Below are 20,337 nucleotides of genomic sequence, written 5' to 3' on the forward strand. Positions count from 1 at the left end.
GCCGCTCACCGCATATCCCCCCCTGCAGGAGCCAGGCTTGCCGGCGAAGGCGTCCCTGAAATCGCCTTCGCCGGCAAGCCTGGCTCCTACAGTTTTTGATCTTCAGCGGCCTTTGAATTGGGCGACGTTGGCGCTGTGGCTCTCGGCTTTTGGCTGACCAGCCACCCCCAGGCGTTCACCGGTCTTGGCGTCAAACAACAGCACTTTCGATGGATCGAATTGCAGGGTCAGGGTTTCGCCCACGCCCGGCGCAACGTCCGGCGCCAGGCGGCAGCAGACTTTGGTTTCGTTGAGATTGACGAACACCAGGGTGTCGGGACCGGTCGGTTCGGTGACCTGGACTTCGGCGCGAATGGTCGGCAAACCGTTCGGCTCGCTGCCCGCCAGCACGATCTGCTCCGGACGCAGACCAAGGATCACTTCGCGATCTTCCAGACCAGCGTCCTGCATGCCCAACGGCAATTCGCAACGTGCCTGGCCGCTGTCGAGCAGCGCGAGCAGGCGACCTTCCTTGCGTTGCAAACGCAGCGGAATGAAGTTCATCGGCGGCGAACCGATGAAGCTCGCCACGAACAGGTTGGCCGGGTTGTTGTAGATGTCTTTCGGCGTACCGAACTGCTGGATGATCCCGTCCTTCATCACCGCCACCTTGTCGCCCAGAGTCATCGCTTCGATCTGGTCGTGGGTCACGTAGACCGTGGTGGTTTTCAGGCGCTGGTGCATCAGTTTCATTTCGGTGCGCATCTCGACGCGCAGCTTGGCGTCGAGGTTGGACAGCGGTTCGTCGAACAGGTAAATCTTCGGCCGACGCGCCAGGGCACGGCCCATCGCCACGCGCTGTTGCTGGCCACCGGAGAGCTGGCCGGGCTTGCGATTGAGCAGGTGTTCGATCTGCAGCAGCTTGGCCACCCGCGCCACTTCCGCTTCGATATCGGCGGCGGGCATTTTGCGGATCTTCAAGCCGAAGGCGATGTTTTCGCGCACGCTCATGGTCGGGTACAGCGCGTAGGACTGGAACACCATGGCGATGTCGCGGTCTTTCGGGCTCATGCCGCTGACGTCCTGGTCACCGATCATGATCGCGCCGCCGGTGATGGTCTCCAGGCCGGCGATGCAATTCATCAGGGTCGACTTGCCGCAACCCGAAGGTCCGACGAGGATCAGGAACTCACCGTCCTTGATCGACAGTTCGATGTTCTTGAGGGTGTCCGGCAGGCCGGGGCCATAAGTCTTGTTTACATTGCGAAGTTCGAGCGTAGCCATGATTACCCCTTGACTGCGCCGGCCGTCAGCCCGCGCACGAAATACTTGCCTGCGACCACATAGACCAGCAGGGTCGGCAGCCCGGCGATCATCGCCGCCGCCATATCAACGTTGTATTCCTTGGCCCCGGTACTGGTGTTGACCAAGTTGTTCAACGCCACCGTAATGGGTTGCGAGTCACCGCTGGAGAACACCACGCCGAACAGGAAGTCGTTCCAGATCTGGGTGAACTGCCAGATCAGGCAGACCATGATGATCGGGGTGGACATCGGCAGGATGATCAAGCGGAAGATGGTGAAGAAACCTGCGCCATCGAGCCGCGCGGCTTTCACCAGCGCATCGGGAACGCTGACGTAGTAGTTACGGAAGAACAGCGTGGTGAACGCCAGGCCGTAGACCACGTGCACGAACACCAGGCCCGTGGTGGTGCTCGCCAGGCCCATCTTGCCGAGGGTGAACGAGGCTGGCAGCAGGACGGTCTGGAACGGCAGGAAGCAACCGAACAACAGCAAACCGAAGAACAACTGCGAGCCACGGAAGCGCCACATCGACAGCACATAGCCGTTCAGCGCCCCAATCGCGGTGGAGATCAGCACCGCCGGAACGGTGATCTTGATCGAGTTCCAGAAGTACCCGTCCACCGTGCCCCAGGCCTTGACCCAGCCGATGCCGCTGACCACGGTCGGCCAGCTCAGCAGGTTGCCGGAGTTGATGTCTTCGGGCGTCTTGAAGCTGGTCAACAGCATGACCACCAGCGGTATCAGGTACAGAAACACAGCAAAAATCAGCACGCCGTAGATCGCGATGCGACTTAGGCTGATGGAGGGTTTGGCAGAGAAACTAGTCATGGCGCTTGGTCCTCAGCTCGGAGTACAGGTAAGGCACGATGATTGCGAGAATCGCACCGAGCATCAGAATCGCACTGGCCGAACCCATGCCCATCTGGCCGCGGCTGAAGGTGAAGGAATACATGAACATCGCAGGCAGGTCGGAGGAGTAACCCGGGCCACCGGCCGTCATTGCCGCCACCAGGTCGAAACTCTTGATCGCGATGTGAGCCAGGATCATCACGGCGCTGAAGAACACCGGGCGCAGGCTCGGCAACACCACTTTCAGGTAAATGCGCGGCATGCTCGCGCCGTCGATCTGGGCGGCACGGATGATCGATTGATCAACGCCACGCAGGCCGGCGAGGAACATCGCCATGATGAAGCCCGAGGCTTGCCATACGGCAGCGATCACCAGGCAATACACCACGCGATCCGGGTCGATCAGCCAGTCCAGGCGAAAGCCTTCCCAGCCCCAGTCCCGCAACAATTTGTCCAGGCCCATGCCCGGGTTGAGCAGCCATTTCCAGGCCGTACCGGTGACGATCATCGAGAGCGCCATCGGGTACAGGTAAATGGTGCGGATGAAACCTTCGCGACGAATGCGCTGATCAAGAAACACCGCCAGCAGCACACCGATCACCAGGGTGATGCCGATGAACATGCCGCCGAACACGGCCAGGTTCTTGCTCGCTACCCACCAACGGTCGTTGTCGAACAGCCGCTGATACTGCGCCAGGCCCGCCCATTTGTAAGTCGGCAGGAAGGTTGACGTGGTGAACGACAGGATGAACGTCCACAGGATATAGCCATAGAAGCCCACCAGGACGATGAACATGCTGGGCGCCAGCACCAGTTTCGGGAGCCAGCGCTGCAGTGCATCGAACGGCGAGGCCTTGCTGAACACAGCAACAGAACTCATGGGAAGATCCCGTACGAAGAAAAAGGATTACAAGCGCGTTCCCTTGTGTGGGAGCGGGCTTGCTCGCGAAGGCGTCGTGTCAGTTGATACATCTGCTTCCTGACACACCGCTTTCGCGAGCAAGCCCGCTCCCACAGGGGGGCTGCGCGGCTAACGGTTACTTGGCAGCTTTAACCGCGGTACCCAGTTGTTTGGCGGCAGTCGCCGGATCGGCTTTCGGGTCGTTGATGAAGTTGGTCACCACATCAAAGAACGCGCCCTGTACCGCCAGCGTGGTCGCCATGTTGTGCGCCATGCTCGGCTGCAGGCCGCCGGACTTGGCGTCCGCCAGGAAGTCCTTGGCAGCGGTCTGGGCGCAGGAGTCGAAACCGTACTTGCCCATGTCGCTCAGCATGTCGTTTCGAACCGGGATCGAACCCTTGTTGATGCTGAAGACTTTCTGGAAGTTCTCACCCAGCACGATCTTGGCAATGTCCTGCTGAGCCGCAGCAGTGCCCGCGTCTTTCTGCTTGAACACCGCCAGGGAGTCGATGTTGTAGGTGAAGGCCTTGTCGGTGCCCGGGAACGCTACGCACTCGTAGTCCTTGCCGGCGACTTTCTTGGCGGCAGTCCATTCGGACTTGGCCCAGTCACCCATGATCTGCATACCGGCCTTGCCGTTGATGACTTTGGCCGCTTCCAGGTTCCAGTCCTGGCCTTTGCCGTCGGCGTCCATGTAGGTCGCGACTTTCTTCAGTTCGGTCAGCGCCTTGACCATTTCAGGACCGGTCAGGGTGGCGTTGTCCAGGTCGACCAGGGCTTTCTTGTAGCCGTCGACGCCCATGACCGAAAGGACCACCGCTTCGAACACGGTGCTGTCCTGCCAAGGCTGGCCGCCGTGGGCAAGGGCGATGAAGCCCGCTTTCTTCAGCTTGTCACCGGCCGCGTAGAACTCTTCAAGGGTGGTGGGCGCTTTTTCGATGCCAGCCTTCTTGAAGACTTCCGGGTTGATCCACAGCCAGTTGACGCGGTGAATGTTCACCGGCACGGCCACGTAGTCACCTTCGTACTTCACGGTGTCGGAGACTTTCTTGTCGAGCAGGCTGTCCCACTTCTCGGACTTGGCGGCGTCTTTCAAGACGTCGGTGTCGAGCAGACCGGTAGACGCCCATTCCTGGATGTCCGGACCCTTTATCTGCGCTACGCCCGGCGGGTTACCGGCAACGGCGCGGCTCTTGAGTACGGTCATGGCTGTAGCACCGCCACCACCGGCGACTGCGCCGTCCTTCCAGGTGAAACCGTCTTTTTCGACTTGGGCCTTGAGGACATCGACAGCGGCTTTTTCGCCACCGGAGGTCCACCAGTGAACGACTTCTACCGAACCTTTGGAATCGGCGGCAAGCGCACTGACAGGGAATGCAGAGATAGGGAGCAATGAGGCAAGAGAAATGACAGTAGCGAGGCGAGAAATCGCATTCATCTAGAATTACCTTTCTTGTTGTTATGCATGCAAGTCTGGTGCTTGCGCTGCACGGATTTTAAACAGGAGTTATCCCTTCGCAGGTAACGAAGGGACGCTTGAATGTCACCACATGGTTACACAGGAGCGCTCTGGGACAACTGCCCCAAGGCAGTCGCCATGCTCGGCGCCAACGGCAGGCGCGGAATCAGGACGGCTTGCCAGGCGTGATACAGATCGGGTTTGCCGGCCCAGATATCGGCGCTCGGGCGGTTTTGCGGGTCGAGTTCATGGTGCCAACTGCCATCGCAACGATCGATGAAATGACTGTCACAGAATTCCCAGAACTGTCGGTACCAGGTTTCGTATTGTTCATCGCCGGTGCGTTTCAGCAGCGCACTGGCGGCGGCGCTGGCTTCGCAATGGGTCCAGTGCAAACGATGGCGAACCACCGCGCGGTTGTCCCAATCGAGGGTGTAGACAATCCCCGGCGCCCCATCAATATTCCAGCCATGACGGCAATTGTGATCGAAGAGTTTTTGCGCGTCGGTGGCCAGCCAACCTGGCGTGAGCATGCCGGCCTGGACCCGCGCGGCTTCGAGGTGCAGCAACAGCCGCGCCCATTCGAAACCGTGGCCCGGCGTGGTGCCGTAAGGGCGGAATCCATCGGCCGGATTGTCGTGGTTGTACTCGCGCAGCGGTTGCCAGTCGCGATCGAAATGCTCGACCACCAGGTAGTCGTTGGCGGCGGCGTGACCGTGAATCACCCGCTCGACAATGCGTTGAGCGCGGACCAGCCAACGGTGGTCGTCGGTGACATCTGCCAGGGCGAGAAAGGCTTCGGTGGCGTGCATGTTGCTGTTGGCGCCGCGGTAGGCTTCTTCAGCGCTCCAGTCGCGGTCGAAGGATTCGCGCATTGCGCCCTCCTCCTCGCTCCAGAAATGCGTGTCGATGATGTTGATCGCGTCATCGAGCAACGCTTGTGCGCCGGGACGCTGCGCGACCACGGCGGAACTGGCGGCCAGCGCAACGAAGGCATGCAGGTAAGCGGCCTTGCCGGTGTTGTCATCGCGATGATGGGCCACTGCAAACCAGCCACCGTGTTCGGCATCGCGCAACGGGCCGCTGAGTGCCTGGATGCCGTGATCGACAAGCTCGGCAAACCCCGGCAAGCCCTGGATGTGCGCCATGGCGAAGCTGTGGGTCATGCGTGCGGTGTTCATGGTTTCGGCGTGGGCGCTGGCTGGGAGCCGGCCCTTTTCATCGAGATTGCCGAAGCCTTCGGCAAGCTTTGAAGCCTTGGCAAATGCGAGCAGACGCAAGCCTTCGGCAGCGAGCCATTGCTGATGGGCAGGTGCGTTGAGCCAACTGCTGAACGCAGGTTGGAAGGTGTCCATGGGGTGCCTTTTTTGTTGTTTTGACTGCGGGCAGTCTAAACAACGGGCGGCGGCGGGCTTGTAACGAAGGGGGCGAGTTATGTCACCAGCTTGTGACATTTACTGAGTGATGCGTTGAAAGATCTGACGTCTTCGCGAGCAAACCCGCTCCCACATTGGATTTGTGTACGGCGCAAATCCAATGTGGGAGCGGGCTTGCTCGCGAAGAACGATAACGCGACCTGACTAATCAACACTACGAGGCAATTGCAACGTCACCCGCAACCCGCCCTCACGCAGATTCTGCAGGCTGACTTCACCGCCATGGCTATGGGCAATGTTGCGCGCAATCCCCAACCCCAAGCCATAACCCTGCTGCTGCCCGGCCAGGCGGAAGTGCGGTTCGAACACCTGCTCCATCCGTTGCTCCGGCACGCCCGGTCCTTCGTCATCGACGTGCAGGATGAAGGCGCTTTCGTCGTCATCGATATGCAAATGCGCGTTCTGCCCATACTTCAACGCGTTGTCGATCAGGTTGCCGATGCAGCGCTTGAGCGCCAGCGGTTTGCCCGGATACGCCGCCAGCGCCCGACCCTGCTGGGTCACGCGGCCATTGCCGTTGGGCGCCAGGTACGGTTCCACCAGACAGTCGAGCACATGGTTGAGGTCCACCGGCTCGATGTTTTCGTGAATGTCGGTGTCTTTCACACATTGCAGCGCACCCTTGACCAGCAGCTCCAGCTCATCCAGATCGCGGCCGAACTTGGCTTGCAGCTGCTCGTCTTCAAGCAACTCCACCCGCAGTCGCAAGCGAGTAATCGGTGTGCGCAAATCGTGGGAAATCGCGCTGAACAACTGACTGCGTTCGGTCAGGTAACGGCTGATGCGTTCGCGCATCGCATTGAACGCGCGCCCCACTTCCACCACTTCACTGCCGCCGCCTTCGGCCACTGGCTCGACTTCAGCACCGAGGGACATGTCCCGCGCCGCCCGTGCCAGACGCTTGAGCGGACGACTCTGCCAATGCACCAGCAAGCCAATGAACAGCAACAAGAAGCCGCTGGTGAGGACGATAAACCAGACCTGTTGCGCCGGCAGGCCTTGCTCTTCAAGACTGGTGTAGGGCTCGGGCAACAGCGACGCGATGTACAGCCACTCGCCCGGCGCCATCTGGATTTGCGTGACCAGCACCGGCGGGTTCACCGGTTCCAGCGTGAGCGCGTAATGCGCCCAGGAGCGCGGCAATTCATCGAGTTTCAGCCCGCTGTTGAAGATCCGCAGGTCTTCGGGGCTGACGAAGGTCACCGAGATGTCCGTGTCTTGCCCGAGGGACTCGCGCAACACTTGGTCCACTGCCTTGAGTACGGCTTCTTTGCGCGGGGTGATCGGCAGCACCTCCATGCCCAAGGGCTTGTCGTTGAGAGTCACCACGAACCGGGTGCCGCCCATGCTGCGCAATTGGTCGAGCACCAATGGCCGGAACGCGACCGGCAACGAGCGGAAATAACTGACGCTGGCGGTCATCGAATGCGCCAGGCTGCGGGCGCTGGTGACCAGGCCTTCCAGCTGCGTGGCGCGCAGTTGCGAGACCCAGATCACGCTCGACAACGCCTGCGCGAACAGCACCGCCAACAGGGTCAGCAGCAGCATGCGCCCGAGCAGCGAACGCGGCACCGGCACGCGGGCGGCGAGCTGGCGGAGAAACTCAGTGGCCATTGCTGGCAACCACATTGGCAGCCAGTTGGTAGCCGCTGCCACGCACGGTACGGATCAGCCGCGGCGGTTTTTCGGTATCGCGCAGACGCTGGCGCAAACGGCTGACCGCCATGTCGACGATGCGATCCAGCGGCATCAGGTCACGACCACGGGTGGCGTTGCCGATGGTGTCGCGGTCGAGGATTTCCTGCGGGTGATCGAGGAACAGTTTCAGCAGCGCAAAATCGGCGCCGGAGAGAATCACTTCTTCGCCGTCGATGTGAAACAACCGGTGGCTGACCATGTCCAGCCGCCAGTCGTCGAACGCCAGCACTTCCCCGCCGGAACGCTCCTGACCGAACTGGGCGCGGCGCAACAAGGCCTTGATGCGCGCCTGCAATTCACGGGGGCTGAAGGGTTTGCCGAGGTAGTCGTCAGCGCCCAGTTCCAGGCCGATGACGCGGTCGGCTTCATCGGAGCTGGCGGTGAGCATGATGATCGGCACTTGGGCCTGACGCGGGTGCTGGCGGATCCAGCGGCAGAGGCTGAAACCGTCTTCGTCCGGCAGCATCACGTCGAGGATCACCAGATCGCTCGGTGCTTCGTTCATGGCTTGGCGAAAGCCTGCACCATCGGGTGTGGTGCGGACCTGGAAACCGGCGCGGGTCAGGTAGGTGTCCAGCAACTCGCGTATCTCTTGATCGTCATCGACCAACAAAATCGACTTGTTGACTGAGCTCACGGGGCGGCGTCCTTGTTGTTTGAATTGGGCGGATTATGCCTTAAGCACCGATTTTACAAACACTGTAGATCCCATGTGGGAGCGGGCTTGCTCGCGAAGGGGCCATCACATCCAACATCATCGTTGACTGATACACCGCTTTCGCGAGCAAGCCCGCTCCCACATTTTGATTGCATTTCACGCCTGATCGAGCGCCACACCCGCACCCATCAACCCGGAATACGGCGCCGTCACCAGCCACACCGGGATGCCTTTGAAGTAATCGCTCATGCAACCCTTGTCAGCAAAGCACCGGGCAAAACCGCTCTCGACGAAGAAATCGGCAAACCGCGGAATCACCCCACCCACGATGTACACGCCACCGCGTCCACCCGTGGTCAGCACGTTATTGCCGGCCACACGGCCGAGCCAGCAGCAGAACTGCTCCAGCACTTCCAAGGCAGTCGGATCACCCGCCAAACCGGCCGCCGTGATCGATTCCGGGGTATCAAGCACCGGCTCATGCCCGTCGACCGCACAAATCGCCCGGTAAACCCGAGGCAAACCGCTGCCGCTCAACGCGGTTTCAGCGCTGACATGCCCGATCTCGTTGAAGATGTGCTGCCACAGTTGAGTTTCACGCGGACTGCTCAGGGGCAAATCAACGTGACCGCCCTCCCCCGGCAACGCGGCGAAACGGCCTTCGCCCAAGTCCAGCAAAGTGCCAACGCCCAGGCCCGTACCGGGACCGATCACCACCGCCGGCCGCAACGGTTCCGGGGTGCCTTCGCAAACAACGCGAAACTCGTCCGGCTGCAAGCGGGTCATGCCCAGCGCCATCGCCGAGAAATCATTGACCAGCAACAGTTGATCGACCTGCAAGGTCTTGCAAAAACCTTTGCGACTGAGCCGCCAGTGATTGTTGGTGAACTTGAATTCGTCACCGCTCACCGGGCCGGCTACCGACAGGCACACCGAGCCGATAGAGCCCGGCGCCAGGCCAAGCCCGCTCAGGTAGAGGGCAATCGCCTCTTCCGGGCTGGCGTGGTCGGCCGTCGCCAGCACCTGGATCGCTTCCAGTTGCTGGTTTTTCCACAACGCGAAACGTGCGTTGGTCCCACCGATGTCACCGACCAAAGCCAGTTTCAATTAAGCGTCTCCAGGGCAGAAGTAAAGGCGCTGGCGCCCTGCTCTGCGGAGCTGAAGGCCATGCGCATGAAACCAAACAGTTCGCGACCGCTGCCAATGTTATTGCCCAACAGGCCTTTGGCCGGGGTGCGCGCTGCGAATTCGGCGGCGTCCACCTTAAGCTCCAGGGTGCCTTTGACGCCATCGACGCGGATGATATCGCCCTCTTGCACTCGCGCAAGAGCGCCGCCGACATAAGCTTCGGGGCTGACATGAATCGCCGCCGGGATTTTCCCCGATGCGCCGGACATGCGCCCGTCCGTGACCAACGCCACTTTGAAGCCGCGATCCTGCAGCACGCCGAGGAACGGCGTCATCTTGTGCAGCTCAGGCATGCCATTGGAGCGCGGGCCCTGGAAGCGCATCACCGCGACAAAATCCTTCTCCAGCAAACCGGCCTTGAACGCGTCGGCTAAATCCTGCTGATCCTGGAACACCATCGCTGGCGCTTCGACGATCTGGTTTTCCAGAGCGACAGCGGAAACCTTCATGACGCCACGACCGAGGTTGCCTTCCATCACACGCAGGCCGCCTTCTGGCGAGAACGCGCGCGCGACCGGGCGCAGGATGGTTTCGTCGAGGCTTTCAATCGGGCCTTCGCGCCAGACCAGTTCGCCGTTTTCGAGGAACGGTTCCATGGTGTAGCGGCTCAAGCCGTGGCCCAGCACCGTGTTGACGTTTTCGTGGAGCAAGCCTGCTTCCAGCAGTTCGCGGATCAGGAACGACATGCCGCCCGCCGCCTGGAAGTGGTTGATATCGGCTTTGCCGTTCGGGTAGACGTGGCTCAGGGTCGGCACGACTTCGGAGAGGTCGGCCATGTCCTGCCAGGTCAGTTGAATGCCCGCCGCCATGGCGATGGCCGGCATGTGCAAGGTGTGGTTGGTCGAGCCGCCGGTGGCGTGCAGCGCCACGATGGAGTTGACCAGCGAGCGCTCGTCGACGATTTCGCCGATCGGCATGAAGTCGCCGTTCTGCTTGGTCAGGCGCGTGACCTGATGCGCGGCTTCGCGGGTCAGGGCATCGCGCAACGGCGTGTTCGGGTTGACGAAAGAAGCGCCCGGCAAATGCAGGCCCATGACTTCCATCAGCAACTGGTTGGTGTTGGCGGTGCCGTAGAAAGTGCAGGTGCCGGGGCTGTGGTAGGACTTCATTTCCGATTCCAGCAGCTCTTCGCGGCTGGCCTTGCCTTCGGCGTAGCGCTGGCGCACATCGGCTTTCTGCTTGTTGGAAATGCCCGAGACCATCGGCCCGCCCGGGACGAAGATCGTCGGCAGATGACCGAAACGCAGCGCGCCCATCATCAGGCCCGGCACGATCTTGTCGCAGATGCCGAGCATCAGCGCGCCATCGAACATGTTGTGGGACAGCGCCACGGCGGTGGACAGCGCTATCACTTCGCGGCTCGGCAGGCTCAATTCCATGCCTGGCTCGCCTTGGGTCACGCCATCGCACATCGCTGGAGTGCCGCCGGCGAACTGGCCGACGGAGCCGATTTCGCGCAGGGCTTTTTTGATCTGTTCAGGAAAGACTTCGTACGGCTGATGCGCCGAGAGCATGTCGTTATATGACGAAACAATCGCAATGTTGGCGGAGTTCATCATCCGCAGACTGTGCTTGTCTTCGGTGCCGCAACCGGCCACGCCGTGGGCGAAGTTGGCGCATTGCAGCTTGCCGCGCATCGGACCGTCGCTGGCTGCATCGCGAATGAGCGCAAGGTAAGCCTCACGGGTTGCACGGCTGCGGGCGATAAGCCGTTCGGTGACCTCAATTACGCGGGGATGCATGTGTAGAACTCCAGGCTAACGGATGTGGCGACCTGATTGTCTATGCTGAACAAGAGCCGGTGTCGATGGGATGACAGACGGTTTTCTTGATCGGTCGGACCAGTTGATTCAGGTCACTCGTTGTAGATTGAACAAAATATTGCCATTAAAAAGGCTTGTTTTCTATTTTTATGCGAATAATCTTGTAATTCCAACAACAAAACGACGGCGGCCCTGTTAAATGACTCTTCGAATCGCAATCAATGGTTTTGGCCGAATTGGCCGCAACGTCCTCCGCGCACTGTATACCCAAGGCTATCGCCAAGACCTGCAGATCGTAGCCATCAATGATCTGGGCGACAGCGCGATGAACGCTCATCTGCTCAAGTACGACACTGTTCACGGCACGTTCGACGCCGATGTCCAGCACGATCAGGAAAGCCTGACCGTCAACGGCGACCGCATTGCCGTCAGCGCCATTCGCAACCCGGCCGACCTGCCCTGGGCCGCGGAAAAAATTGATGTCGTGTTCGAATGCACCGGTTTGTTCACCGACCGTGCCAAAGCCGCCGCGCATATTACGGCCGGCGCGCGCAAAGTGATCATCTCGGCACCGGCCAAAGGCGCCGACGCCACCGTGGTGTACGGGGTCAACCACGACATCCTGCGCCAATCGCACCAGATCATTTCCAACGCGTCGTGCACCACCAACTGCCTGGCCCCGGTGGCCCAAGTGCTGCACCGCGAGCTGGGCATCGAAAGCGGTCTGATGACCACGATCCACGCCTACACCAACGACCAGAACCTGACCGACGTCTACCACACCGACCCGTACCGTGCTCGTTCGGCCACCCAGAACATGATCCCGAGCAAGACCGGCGCCGCTGAAGCGGTTGGCCTGGTGCTGCCGGAACTGGCGGGCAAACTGACCGGCATGGCCGTGCGTGTTCCGGTGATCAACGTGTCGCTGGTGGACCTGACCGTGCAGCTCAAGCGCGAAGCGTCGGCCGACGAAGTCAACGCGCTGCTCAAGGAAGCCAGCCAACACTCGAAGATTCTCGGCTACAACACCCTGCCGCTGGTTTCCAGCGACTTCAACCACAACCCGCTGTCGTCGATCTTCGACGCCAACCACACCAAGTCCAGCGGCAAGCTGCTCAAGGTACTGGCCTGGTACGACAACGAATGGGGCTTCTCCAACCGCATGCTCGATAACTGCCTGGCGCTGTGCAACGCTGAATAAGCGCTGTGGTAGCTGTGTAGGAGGTCTGTAGGAGCGGTGTAGGAGCTGTCGAGTGAAACGAGGCTGCGATCTTTTGATCTTGTTCTTAAAAAATCAAAGTCAAAAGATCGCAGCCTCGTTTCACTCGACAGCTCCTACACAGCTCCTACACAGCTCCTGCACAGCGCCTACAGGTCGAATGACGTCTGGAGCAGCATTGATGATCGGTATCAGCTTCACGCAAAAGACCATGGCGGCGCGCAAGCGTATCGCCCTGGTCGCCCATGACCACTGCAAGGTGTTTTTGCTGGACTGGGCCGAGCGGCAGAAAGACAGGCTCGCGCAACATGAACTGGTCGCCACCGGCACCACGGGTTTGTTATTGCAACAACGCCTGGATCTGCCGGTGGAAAGCATGATCAGCGGCCCCTTGGGCGGCGACCAGCAACTCGGTGCGCGCATCGCCGAGCAACGGGTCGACCTGCTGGTGTTCTTCTGGGACCCGTTCGAACCGCAGCCACACGACCCGGACATCAAGGCGTTGCTGCGAGTTGCTGCGGTCTGGAACATTCCTGTCGCCTGTAACGAATGCAGCGCCGACTACCTGCTCAGCAGCCCGATGATGGAGCAGGCGCACGCACACCGCATCCCTGATTACGCGACCTATCTGCTGGGTCGAGCCTGACCCTTCGAAAAGCAGCTTCACAAATCAGTACTTGACCACTCGAGCGGATGATAAGCATTATCATTCGCTCGAAATGGATCAGGTCCTCCCGTGAGTCAATCTCGCTTCAATCACGTCTTCATCGCCCAGCGAGTTTCTCTGCTGCGCACGCTGGAGCGGATGGTCAACAATCACAGCACCGCCGAAGACCTCTTGCAGGAGACCTACCTGCGAGTGACCCGGGCGCTCAGTGAACGGGCCATCGATCACCTTGAACCCTTCGTGTTCCAGACCGCCCGCAACCTGGCGCTGGACCATTTGCGTGCGCGGCGCATTCAGTCACGCACCATGCTCGATGACGTGCCGCTGGACGTGGTGCAGGCGGTTGCCTCACCAGTGAGTAGCGCCGAGGATGCTGCCCATGCCGAACAATTGCTGGAGCGTTTGAACGTGAGCCTCAGTGAACTCAGCCATCGCCAGCAGCAGATTTTCATCCTCAGCCGGCTGCACGGGCACAGTTATCTGGAGATCGCCGAAAAGCTCGATGTCTCATTGAGTACCGTGCAGAAAGAACTGAAGCTGATCATGGCGATCTGCATTGGTGTCGCTGAACGGTTAAACGGCGACTGAGTCTGCAGGTTTATTCTCCATCTGCCGGGATCGCCTGCGCTGATCTTCGAGCTTTGCTACCCTTGCCCACTTTCAAGCTTCACTCATAAAACAGCCGTGCACAGACACTGCCGAGGAAACACCGTGACGGACACCCACCGCTCCTCTGCGCCTCCTCAGGCGCGGGACCCCGCAAGCGCGATGGACCAGGCTCTGGACTGGCTGATCGTGCTGGGCAGTCCGAGCGAAGAACAGACCCGACAGTTTCATGCCTGGCTGGCCGCCGATCCGTTGCATGCCGAAGCGTTCGCCAAGGCCCAGGCGATCTGGGATGGCCCGCAAGTGGTGCAATGCGCACAAAAACTCGCCGACCGGCCGCCAAAAGTGACCGTGCTGTCGCGCCTGCGCCCGCACTGGAAACCACTGGCCACCGCCGCCGTGTTGATCCTCGGTCTGTTCAGTTTCAGCAACTTGCCGATGCGCCTCCAGGCCGATCATTTGACCGTGGTCGGTGAACGCCAGCGTCTGCAACTGGAGGACGGCTCGAAAGTCCTGCTCAATACCAACTCGGCGTTCTCCAGCACCATCAACGATCAACAGCGCGTGGCCCGGTTGTATCAGGGCGAGGCGTTTTTCGAGGTGCCGGCCAATCGCGGCCAGCCTCTGGAAATCGATGCCGGCCCGGTCACGGCCAGCGTGCGCGACACCGCATTTGCCGTGCGTTACCTGGACGGCGTGGCACAGGTCCAGGTGCAGCGTGGCGATGTCGACCTGCGAGCGACCCGCGACGACGCGCGAATCCGCTTGTCCGCCGGCGAAAGCGTGCGCATCGGCCCCAACGGTTTCGACCGCCCGGCCAAGCTCGATGCCGCCACCGACCTGGCCTGGGTCCAGGGCCGACTGGTGTTCGAGAACTGCCCGCTGAGCCAGGTGCTGGCGGAGCTGCGTCGCTATTATCCGGGCTGGATCATCAACAACAACGAGCAGTTGGCCGACGTCGTCGTGACCGGCAATTACCGTCTCGACCAACCGCTGGACGTGGTCCGCTCCCTCGCTCACATCACCTCCGCACGCCTGCAGGAATTCCCGGCGTTGGTGATCTTGAACTAAATGAGAATTATTTTTACTCGATAGCCGAAGCTCGTTCGTCTCGTTATAGCCAATGCAATTGATTCGCATCTCGACATGCCAATCAGCACCTATAAAGATTCGTGCGACACGGAGCGCTATCGATGTCCTCTCGCCATACCCGCCAGTCCTCTTCACCTTCCCGCGTGCTGTCGCTGCTGACGGCCGCCATCCTGATGGCCGGAAGCGCGCCGCTTCTGGCGGCCACTGCCGCCGAGCAGCCGACCCGCAACATGGGCGATTACACGTTTGCCATCCCGCAACAGTCGCTGGTTTCGGCACTGAACGCTTTTACCGCGGTGACAGGCTGGCAAGTCGGCTTGCCGGCCGAACTGGCGGACGGTGTCGCCTCGCCGGGTGTGCGCGGTTCGTTGCCACCGGAAAAAGCCCTCGATCGCCTGTTGGTGGGGACCAACCTGAGCTATCGCAAACTGGGCAGTAACAACATCGTGCTGGAAAAGCGCAGCAATAGCGGCGTGATCAACCTGGACCAGGTGACCATCAGCGCCACTCGCCAGGAACAAAGCATCGCGAGCGTGCCGAGTACCGTCACCGTTCACACCCGCGAAGAGCTGGACCGCAGCAACGTCAATACCATCAAGGATCTGGTGCGCTACGAACCGGGTGTTTCGGTGGGCGGTACCGGGACCCGCGGCGGGATCAGCGGCTACAACATTCGCGGCATCGACGGCGACCGGATCCTGACCCAGATCGATGGCGTCGAAATTCCGAACGGTTTCTTCAACGGCCCGTACGCCAAAACCCAGCGTAACTACGTCGACCCGGAAATCATCAAGCGCGTCGAGATTCTGCGCGGCCCGGCCTCGGTACTGTACGGCAGCAACGCCATCGGCGGCGCCGTCAGCTATTTCACCCTCGACCCGGACGACATCATCAAGCCCGGCCAGGACGTCGGCGCCCGCTTGAAGACCGGGTACAGCTCCGCTGACGAGAGCTGGCTGAAATCCGCCACCGTCGCCGGCCGTGCCGATCAGTTCGATGGCTTGCTGCATTACAGCCAACGCGACGGTCACGAAACCGATTCTTATGGCAGCAACAACGGCACCGGCCTGGACCGTACCGCGGCCAACCCGGAAGACGTGCGCGCCACCAACGTATTGGCCAAGATCGGCTGGAACTACAACGAAGATTCACGCCTCGGCCTGACCTACGAGAAGTACAAGGACGATCGCGACACCGATCAGAAAAGCGCTTACGGCGGCCCGTTCTTCAACGGCCAGCCGACCATTCCGAGCAGCGTGCTGCCCGGCGGCATGTACCAGTGGCGCACCGGCAACGACACCATCACCCGTGAGCGTTTCGGCCTGGAACACAGCTTTGCCCTCGACAGCCTGCTGGCCGACAACGTCAAGTGGAGCCTGAACCACCAGACCGCGAAAACCGATCAAAGCACCGAAGAATTCTATTTCCCGATCACCCGTCGAGTGCTGCGCACCCGCGACACGATTTACCAAGAGAAGCAGTGGGTCTTCGATGCCCAGCTGGATAAAGCCTTCAGCATCGCCGACACCGAGCACTTGCTGACCTACGGCACCACTATCAAACAACAGAAAGTCACCGGCTCGCGCAGCGGCGACGGCAAGTGCCTGGCGGTCGGTCGTGGCTGCACGGCCATCGGCGCGACCAGCGCGGCCGACGTGCTGAGAAAATCCAGCGATTTCCCGGACCCGACCATCAATACCTACAGCCTGTTCGCCCAGGATGAGATCAGCTGGAACAAGTGGACCTTCCTGCCGGGCCTGCGCTACGACTACACCCAGCTCAAGCCGCACATCACCCAGGAATTCCTCAACACCGTGGCCGCCGACGGTCGCGGCACCGTGAGCGATGAGAACAAGACCTGGCACAAAGTTTCACCCAAGTTCGGCCTGACCTACGCCCTGACCGATCAGTACACCTGGTATGGCCAGTACGCCGAAGGTTTCCGCACGCCAACCGCCAAGGCGTTGTACGGACGCTTCGAGAACACCACCACCGGCTACAGCGTGGCGCCGAACCCGGACCTGGAACCGGAAAAAAGCAAAAGCTACGAAACCGGCCTGCGCGGCAACTTCGAGTCCGGCTCGTTTGATGTGGCGGTGTTCTATAACAAGTACCGCGACTTCATCAACGAAGACGCGGTCACCCCGGGTTACAGCGAGCTGACCTTCCAGAGCAACAACATCAAGCACGCGACCATCAAGGGCGCAGAGATCAAGGGCCGTCTGAACCTCGACGCGTTCGGCGCACCACAAGGTCTCTACACCCAAGGCTCGGTGGCCTACGCCTACGGCCGCAACAACGACACCGGCGAACCGATCAACAGCGTCAACCCGCTGACCGGCGTGTTCGGCCTCGGTTACGACCAGGACAACTATGGTGGTTTGCTCAGCTGGACGCTGGTCAAGCGCAAGGATCGCGTCGACGACAGCAACTTCAAGTCGCCGGATGGCGTGAGCAGCCAGTTCAAGTCGCCGGGCTTCGGCATGCTCGACCTGAGCGGTTTCTACAAAGTCACCGACGATGTGACCGTCAGCGCGGGCGTCTACAACCTGACCGACAAAAAATACTGGCTGTGGGATGACGTGCGCGGTTACGACAGCGTCGGCGAAGCGGCCGTGCTGAGCCCGGCCAACCTGGATCGCCTGACCCAGCCGGGTCGCAACTTCGCGGTCAATCTGGTCTGGGACATCTGACCCGACTCACCTCACGTCGCAGCTTTATAACAGCCGCGACGTGAGGATTTTTTACTGTCCGGCACCTCCCCATTCGTCTCGTTACCAAGCGCCTCTTTTTCCCAAGGATTTCTCATGACCACTCAGGACACAGCTCAACGCCCTGCTTTGCGTTCGCAACGCTTGAATCAGATCACTCACGAGCCTCACACCAAACTCGATGCCTTGGTCAAAGCCCACGCACCGTTTGAAACCCGGGCCAACTTCGCCCGTTTCGTGGTGGCGCAGTACCTGTTCCAGTCGGAACTGGTGTCGCTGTATAACGACGCCGAGCTGACGGCCATCGTCCCGGACCTGCCGGCGCGCTGCCGGGCCGAAGCGGCCAAGGCTGATTTGGCGGATCTGGACACCGAAGTACCGGCCCCGGTGGCTGGCGCGGTGAAAAATCCAGGCAAAGCCGAAGCGCTGGGTTGGCTGTTTGTGTCCGAAGGTTCGAAGCTCGGTGCAGCGTTCCTGATCAAGCGCGCCGTGGGCCTGGGTCTGAGCGAGACTTTCGGCGCCCGTCATCTCGGCGAACCGGCCGGCGGCCGCGCAGAAGGCTGGAAAAGCTTCGTCAGAACCCTCGACTCGCTGGAGTTCAGCGCTCAGGAAGAAGCTGAAATCGAGCAAGCCGCGGTCGCTGCATTCAACCGCTTCACCGTGCTACTGGAACAGGCTTACACCCCGGAACCCGCCTGACACACCATCCTCCCTGTAGGAGCGAGGCTTGCCCGCGAAAAACGATAACGCGGTCTGCCTGAAGTACCGCGCCGTACTGTGGGAGCGGGCTTGCTCGCGAAGGCGGTGTGTCAGCCAACAATCATGTCGACTGACACTCCGTCTTCGCGAGCAAGCCCGCTCCCACAAGGGGCCCGAGCCAGTCTTCTAGATCCCTATCGTGACTCACTCGCGCTAACCTGAGCCCATGCCTCAACCAACCTCTTTAAAACTCACCCAAATCCTCTTCGGCCTGCTGGCCTATGTCAGCCTCGGCATCGGCCTGATCGCCATCGTCATCCCGGGCCTGCCGACCACCGAGTTCATCCTCCTCGCAGCCTGGGCCGCGACCAGGAGTTCGCCGCGTCTGAGTGCCTGGCTGGAAAACCATCGGCTGTTCGGTTCCATCCTGCGCAACTGGCGCAACGGCAAAATCATCGCCCGCCGGGCCAAGGTCAGCGCCACCGTCAGCATGCTGCTGTGCGCCACGTTGATGCTGGTGATGCTCGACCAGGGCTGGCCGGTTTACCTCGCCATTGCGGGCATGAGCCTGGGCAATGTATGGATCTGGTCGCGACCGGAATCATTGCCGCAACCGTCCTGATCGACCCCGCGATTTACTCCCGTTTTAACCCGCTTTTCGGCACATTTTTCTGCGCAAACGTTCAACCATGACCGTTCGTCGGTGCCACCATCATGCAACCTCCCCCCACGCCGATGTGCATTAAATGGCGCTGAATGGATTTGGCGAACCGGGGTCGACATCGACCCACAGCCAACACTTCACCCATTCGCGAGTTCGCCCTATGTTCGACTCTCTCTCTATCCGCCTGAAAATCGTCTTGCTGTCCGGTCTGTGCCTGCTCGGTGTGGTCGCGTTGATCGTCGGCATGAACTTCTACCAGACCAACCAGAACGATGAACTGGTCAGTGCCTCGAGCAGCAAGATGCTCACCGGCAGTGTGCAGGACCTGCTCCAGGCCAAGGCCGCCGAGCAAGCGGTGCGGGTGCAGAAGACGTTCGGCGAAAGCCTGTTGGTGGTGACCGCCCTGGCGGACCAGATCAAGGACATGCGCACAATGGCCGCCAAGCGTTCGCTGGAGGCCGGTGCCCTGCGTGAAGAGTTGAACCAGAGCCTGAAAACCGCGTTCGAGCGCAACAGCAAAGTGCTGGGGATCTGGCTGGCGTTCGAGCCCAACGGCCTCGACGGCAAGGACAGCGAGTTCGCCAACGATGCGGCGCGCCAGTCCAACGAAGCCGGGCGTTTCGCCAGTTACTGGAGCCGTGCCGGTGGGGCCGGGATCAACACGATCATGGTCGAAGACGACATGACCAAAACCACCTTGAGCCTCAGCGGCACGCCTTACAACAGCTGGTACACCTGCCCTCGCGACAGCAAGCGCACCTGCCTGCTGGACCCATATGCCGACACCGTCGGCGGCAAGGAAATGCTGATGACGACCATTTCCGTGCCGCTGCTGGTGGACGGCAAATCCATCGGCGTGGTCGGCGTGGACATTGCCCTCGACGCCCTGCAAGCGGCCGCGGTGGACTCCCAACGTGACCTGTTCAACAGCGCCGGGCACATGTTGATCGTCTCCGGCAGCGGTGTATTGGCCGGTTACAGTGTCGACGCGACCAAGGTCGGCAAAAGCATCGATGCCACCCTGGGTGCGGACGGCAAGGACATCCTGCAACTGCTCAGCGGCGGCTCGCCGAAGATTCTCGAACAAGGCGATCTGATCCGTGCGGTGTACCCGGTCAGCCCGATCAGCGACTCCAAGGCCTGGGGCGTGGTGATCGACCTGCCGAAACAAGTGCTGCTGGCCGATTCGGTGAAGCTGCAAGCGGTACTCGATGACGCCCAGCAAAGCGGCACCATCAAAGCCGTGCTGGTGGCTATCGCGGCCGGTCTGGTCGGCCTGTTGCTGATCTGGCTCACCGCGTCCGGCGTGACCCGGCCGATCAACAGCGTGGCCGAGATGCTCAAGGCGATTGCCAGCGGCGACGGCGACCTGACTCAGCGTCTGCACTACAGCAAGAAAGATGAACTGGGCGAACTGGTCAGCTGGTTCAACCGCTTCCTCGAC

Annotated in this window: 16 protein-coding genes and 1 pseudogene; 8 read left to right on the forward strand and 9 right to left on the reverse strand. The window is 60.8% G+C overall.

Annotated features, from left to right (window positions below):
* Positions 1-102: 102 nt before the first annotated feature.
* The 9 genes from ACA049_RS23625 to edd all read right to left on the reverse strand — a co-directional run bounded on the left by ACA049_RS23625 (position 103) and on the right by edd (position 11,214).
* Positions 103-1,263: an ABC transporter ATP-binding protein gene (locus tag ACA049_RS23625; protein ID WP_497330258.1), complete on the reverse strand. Its 1,161-nt coding sequence runs from the start codon at positions 1,261-1,263 to the stop codon at positions 103-105.
* Between the two features lie 2 nt (positions 1,264-1,265).
* Positions 1,266-2,111 (reverse strand): carbohydrate ABC transporter permease, encoded by an 846-nt coding sequence (locus ACA049_RS23630; RefSeq protein WP_497330260.1) that lies wholly within the window; start codon positions 2,109-2,111, stop codon positions 1,266-1,268.
* Complete coding sequence (locus ACA049_RS23635) at positions 2,104-3,012, reverse strand: carbohydrate ABC transporter permease (protein WP_010457390.1); 909 nt, start codon at positions 3,010-3,012, stop codon at positions 2,104-2,106. Before ACA049_RS23635 ends, ACA049_RS23630 begins: the two co-directional genes overlap by 8 nt.
* A 157-nt stretch (positions 3,013-3,169) precedes the next feature.
* Positions 3,170-4,471 carry an ABC transporter substrate-binding protein gene (locus ACA049_RS23640; RefSeq protein ID WP_497330262.1) on the reverse strand — a complete coding sequence of 434 codons (1,302 nt, stop codon included), beginning with the start codon at positions 4,469-4,471 and terminating at the stop codon, positions 3,170-3,172.
* A 116-nt stretch (positions 4,472-4,587) separates the two neighbouring features.
* On the reverse strand, positions 4,588-5,847 hold the full coding sequence (locus ACA049_RS23645; RefSeq protein ID WP_497330264.1) for a D-mannose isomerase: 1,260 nt from the start codon (positions 5,845-5,847) through the stop codon (positions 4,588-4,590).
* A gap of 225 nt (positions 5,848-6,072) precedes the next feature.
* The gene (locus tag ACA049_RS23650; RefSeq protein ID WP_497330266.1) at positions 6,073-7,542 is read right to left on the reverse strand and encodes an ATP-binding protein; all 1,470 of its coding nucleotides are present in this window, start codon (positions 7,540-7,542) and stop codon (positions 6,073-6,075) included.
* A complete protein-coding gene (locus tag ACA049_RS23655) occupies positions 7,532-8,263 on the reverse strand; it encodes a response regulator (protein WP_010457397.1) in 732 nt (243 codons plus the stop codon). Before ACA049_RS23655 ends, ACA049_RS23650 begins: the two co-directional genes overlap by 11 nt.
* A gap of 177 nt (positions 8,264-8,440) precedes the next feature.
* Positions 8,441-9,391 (reverse strand): glucokinase, encoded by a 951-nt coding sequence (locus ACA049_RS23660; protein ID WP_497330268.1) that lies wholly within the window; start codon positions 9,389-9,391, stop codon positions 8,441-8,443.
* Positions 9,388-11,214: a phosphogluconate dehydratase gene (gene edd, locus ACA049_RS23665; protein WP_497330270.1), complete on the reverse strand. Its 1,827-nt coding sequence runs from the start codon at positions 11,212-11,214 to the stop codon at positions 9,388-9,390. The genes ACA049_RS23660 and edd overlap by 4 nt, the downstream gene beginning before the upstream one ends.
* A gap of 220 nt (positions 11,215-11,434) precedes the next feature.
* On the opposite strand from edd, the gene gap reads away from it, so the two are divergent.
* From gap to ACA049_RS23705, 8 genes and pseudogenes are all read left to right on the forward strand, one after another.
* Positions 11,435-12,436, forward strand: a complete 1,002-nt coding sequence (gene gap, locus ACA049_RS23670) for a type I glyceraldehyde-3-phosphate dehydrogenase (protein WP_461976146.1) — start codon at positions 11,435-11,437, stop codon at positions 12,434-12,436.
* 199 nt (positions 12,437-12,635) lie between these two features.
* The gene (locus tag ACA049_RS23675) at positions 12,636-13,100 is read left to right on the forward strand and encodes a methylglyoxal synthase (RefSeq protein ID WP_497330272.1); all 465 of its coding nucleotides are present in this window, start codon (positions 12,636-12,638) and stop codon (positions 13,098-13,100) included.
* Positions 13,101-13,190: 90 nt separating this feature from the next.
* Positions 13,191-13,709, forward strand: coding sequence for an RNA polymerase sigma factor (locus tag ACA049_RS23680; protein WP_497330274.1), 519 nt, complete (start codon positions 13,191-13,193; stop codon positions 13,707-13,709).
* A gap of 123 nt (positions 13,710-13,832) precedes the next feature.
* Positions 13,833-14,798, forward strand: coding sequence for a FecR family protein (locus ACA049_RS23685; RefSeq protein ID WP_497330276.1), 966 nt, complete (start codon positions 13,833-13,835; stop codon positions 14,796-14,798).
* A gap of 122 nt (positions 14,799-14,920) precedes the next feature.
* Positions 14,921-17,512: a TonB-dependent receptor gene (locus ACA049_RS23690; protein WP_497330278.1), complete on the forward strand. Its 2,592-nt coding sequence runs from the start codon at positions 14,921-14,923 to the stop codon at positions 17,510-17,512.
* 114 nt (positions 17,513-17,626) lie between these two features.
* Positions 17,627-18,229 (forward strand): biliverdin-producing heme oxygenase, encoded by a 603-nt coding sequence (locus ACA049_RS23695; protein WP_497330280.1) that lies wholly within the window; start codon positions 17,627-17,629, stop codon positions 18,227-18,229.
* 226 nt (positions 18,230-18,455) lie between these two features.
* On the forward strand, positions 18,456-18,851 hold the full coding sequence (locus ACA049_RS23700) for a YbaN family protein (protein ID WP_497330282.1): 396 nt from the start codon (positions 18,456-18,458) through the stop codon (positions 18,849-18,851).
* A gap of 475 nt (positions 18,852-19,326) precedes the next feature.
* Positions 19,327-20,334, forward strand: a pseudogene (locus ACA049_RS23705) (methyl-accepting chemotaxis protein); the annotation flags it as partial.
* Positions 20,335-20,337 lie beyond the last annotated feature (3 nt).

This window comes from Pseudomonas sp. LBUM1662 (assembly GCF_059695915.1).

What these genes read in the sequence shown, in the direction of transcription:
- ACA049_RS23630 (WP_497330260.1), bottom strand. Translation starts at nt 2,111, where the DNA reads ATGACTAGTTTCTCTGCCAAACCCTCCATCAGCCTAAGTCGCATCGCG.
- ACA049_RS23640 (WP_497330262.1), bottom strand. Translation starts at nt 4,471, where the DNA reads ATGAATGCGATTTCTCGCCTCGCTACTGTCATTTCTCTTGCCTCATTG.
- ACA049_RS23695 (WP_497330280.1), top strand. Translation starts at nt 17,627, where the DNA reads ATGACCACTCAGGACACAGCTCAACGCCCTGCTTTGCGTTCGCAACGC.
- ACA049_RS23690 (WP_497330278.1), top strand. Translation starts at nt 14,921, where the DNA reads ATGTCCTCTCGCCATACCCGCCAGTCCTCTTCACCTTCCCGCGTGCTG.
- ACA049_RS23700 (WP_497330282.1), top strand. Translation starts at nt 18,456, where the DNA reads ATGCCTCAACCAACCTCTTTAAAACTCACCCAAATCCTCTTCGGCCTG.
- ACA049_RS23675 (WP_497330272.1), top strand. Translation starts at nt 12,636, where the DNA reads ATGATCGGTATCAGCTTCACGCAAAAGACCATGGCGGCGCGCAAGCGT.
- edd (WP_497330270.1), bottom strand. Translation starts at nt 11,214, where the DNA reads ATGCATCCCCGCGTAATTGAGGTCACCGAACGGCTTATCGCCCGCAGC.
- ACA049_RS23625 (WP_497330258.1), bottom strand. Translation starts at nt 1,263, where the DNA reads ATGGCTACGCTCGAACTTCGCAATGTAAACAAGACTTATGGCCCCGGC.
- gap (WP_461976146.1), top strand. Translation starts at nt 11,435, where the DNA reads ATGACTCTTCGAATCGCAATCAATGGTTTTGGCCGAATTGGCCGCAAC.
- ACA049_RS23635 (WP_010457390.1), bottom strand. Translation starts at nt 3,012, where the DNA reads ATGAGTTCTGTTGCTGTGTTCAGCAAGGCCTCGCCGTTCGATGCACTG.
- ACA049_RS23645 (WP_497330264.1), bottom strand. Translation starts at nt 5,847, where the DNA reads ATGGACACCTTCCAACCTGCGTTCAGCAGTTGGCTCAACGCACCTGCC.
- ACA049_RS23650 (WP_497330266.1), bottom strand. Translation starts at nt 7,542, where the DNA reads ATGGCCACTGAGTTTCTCCGCCAGCTCGCCGCCCGCGTGCCGGTGCCG.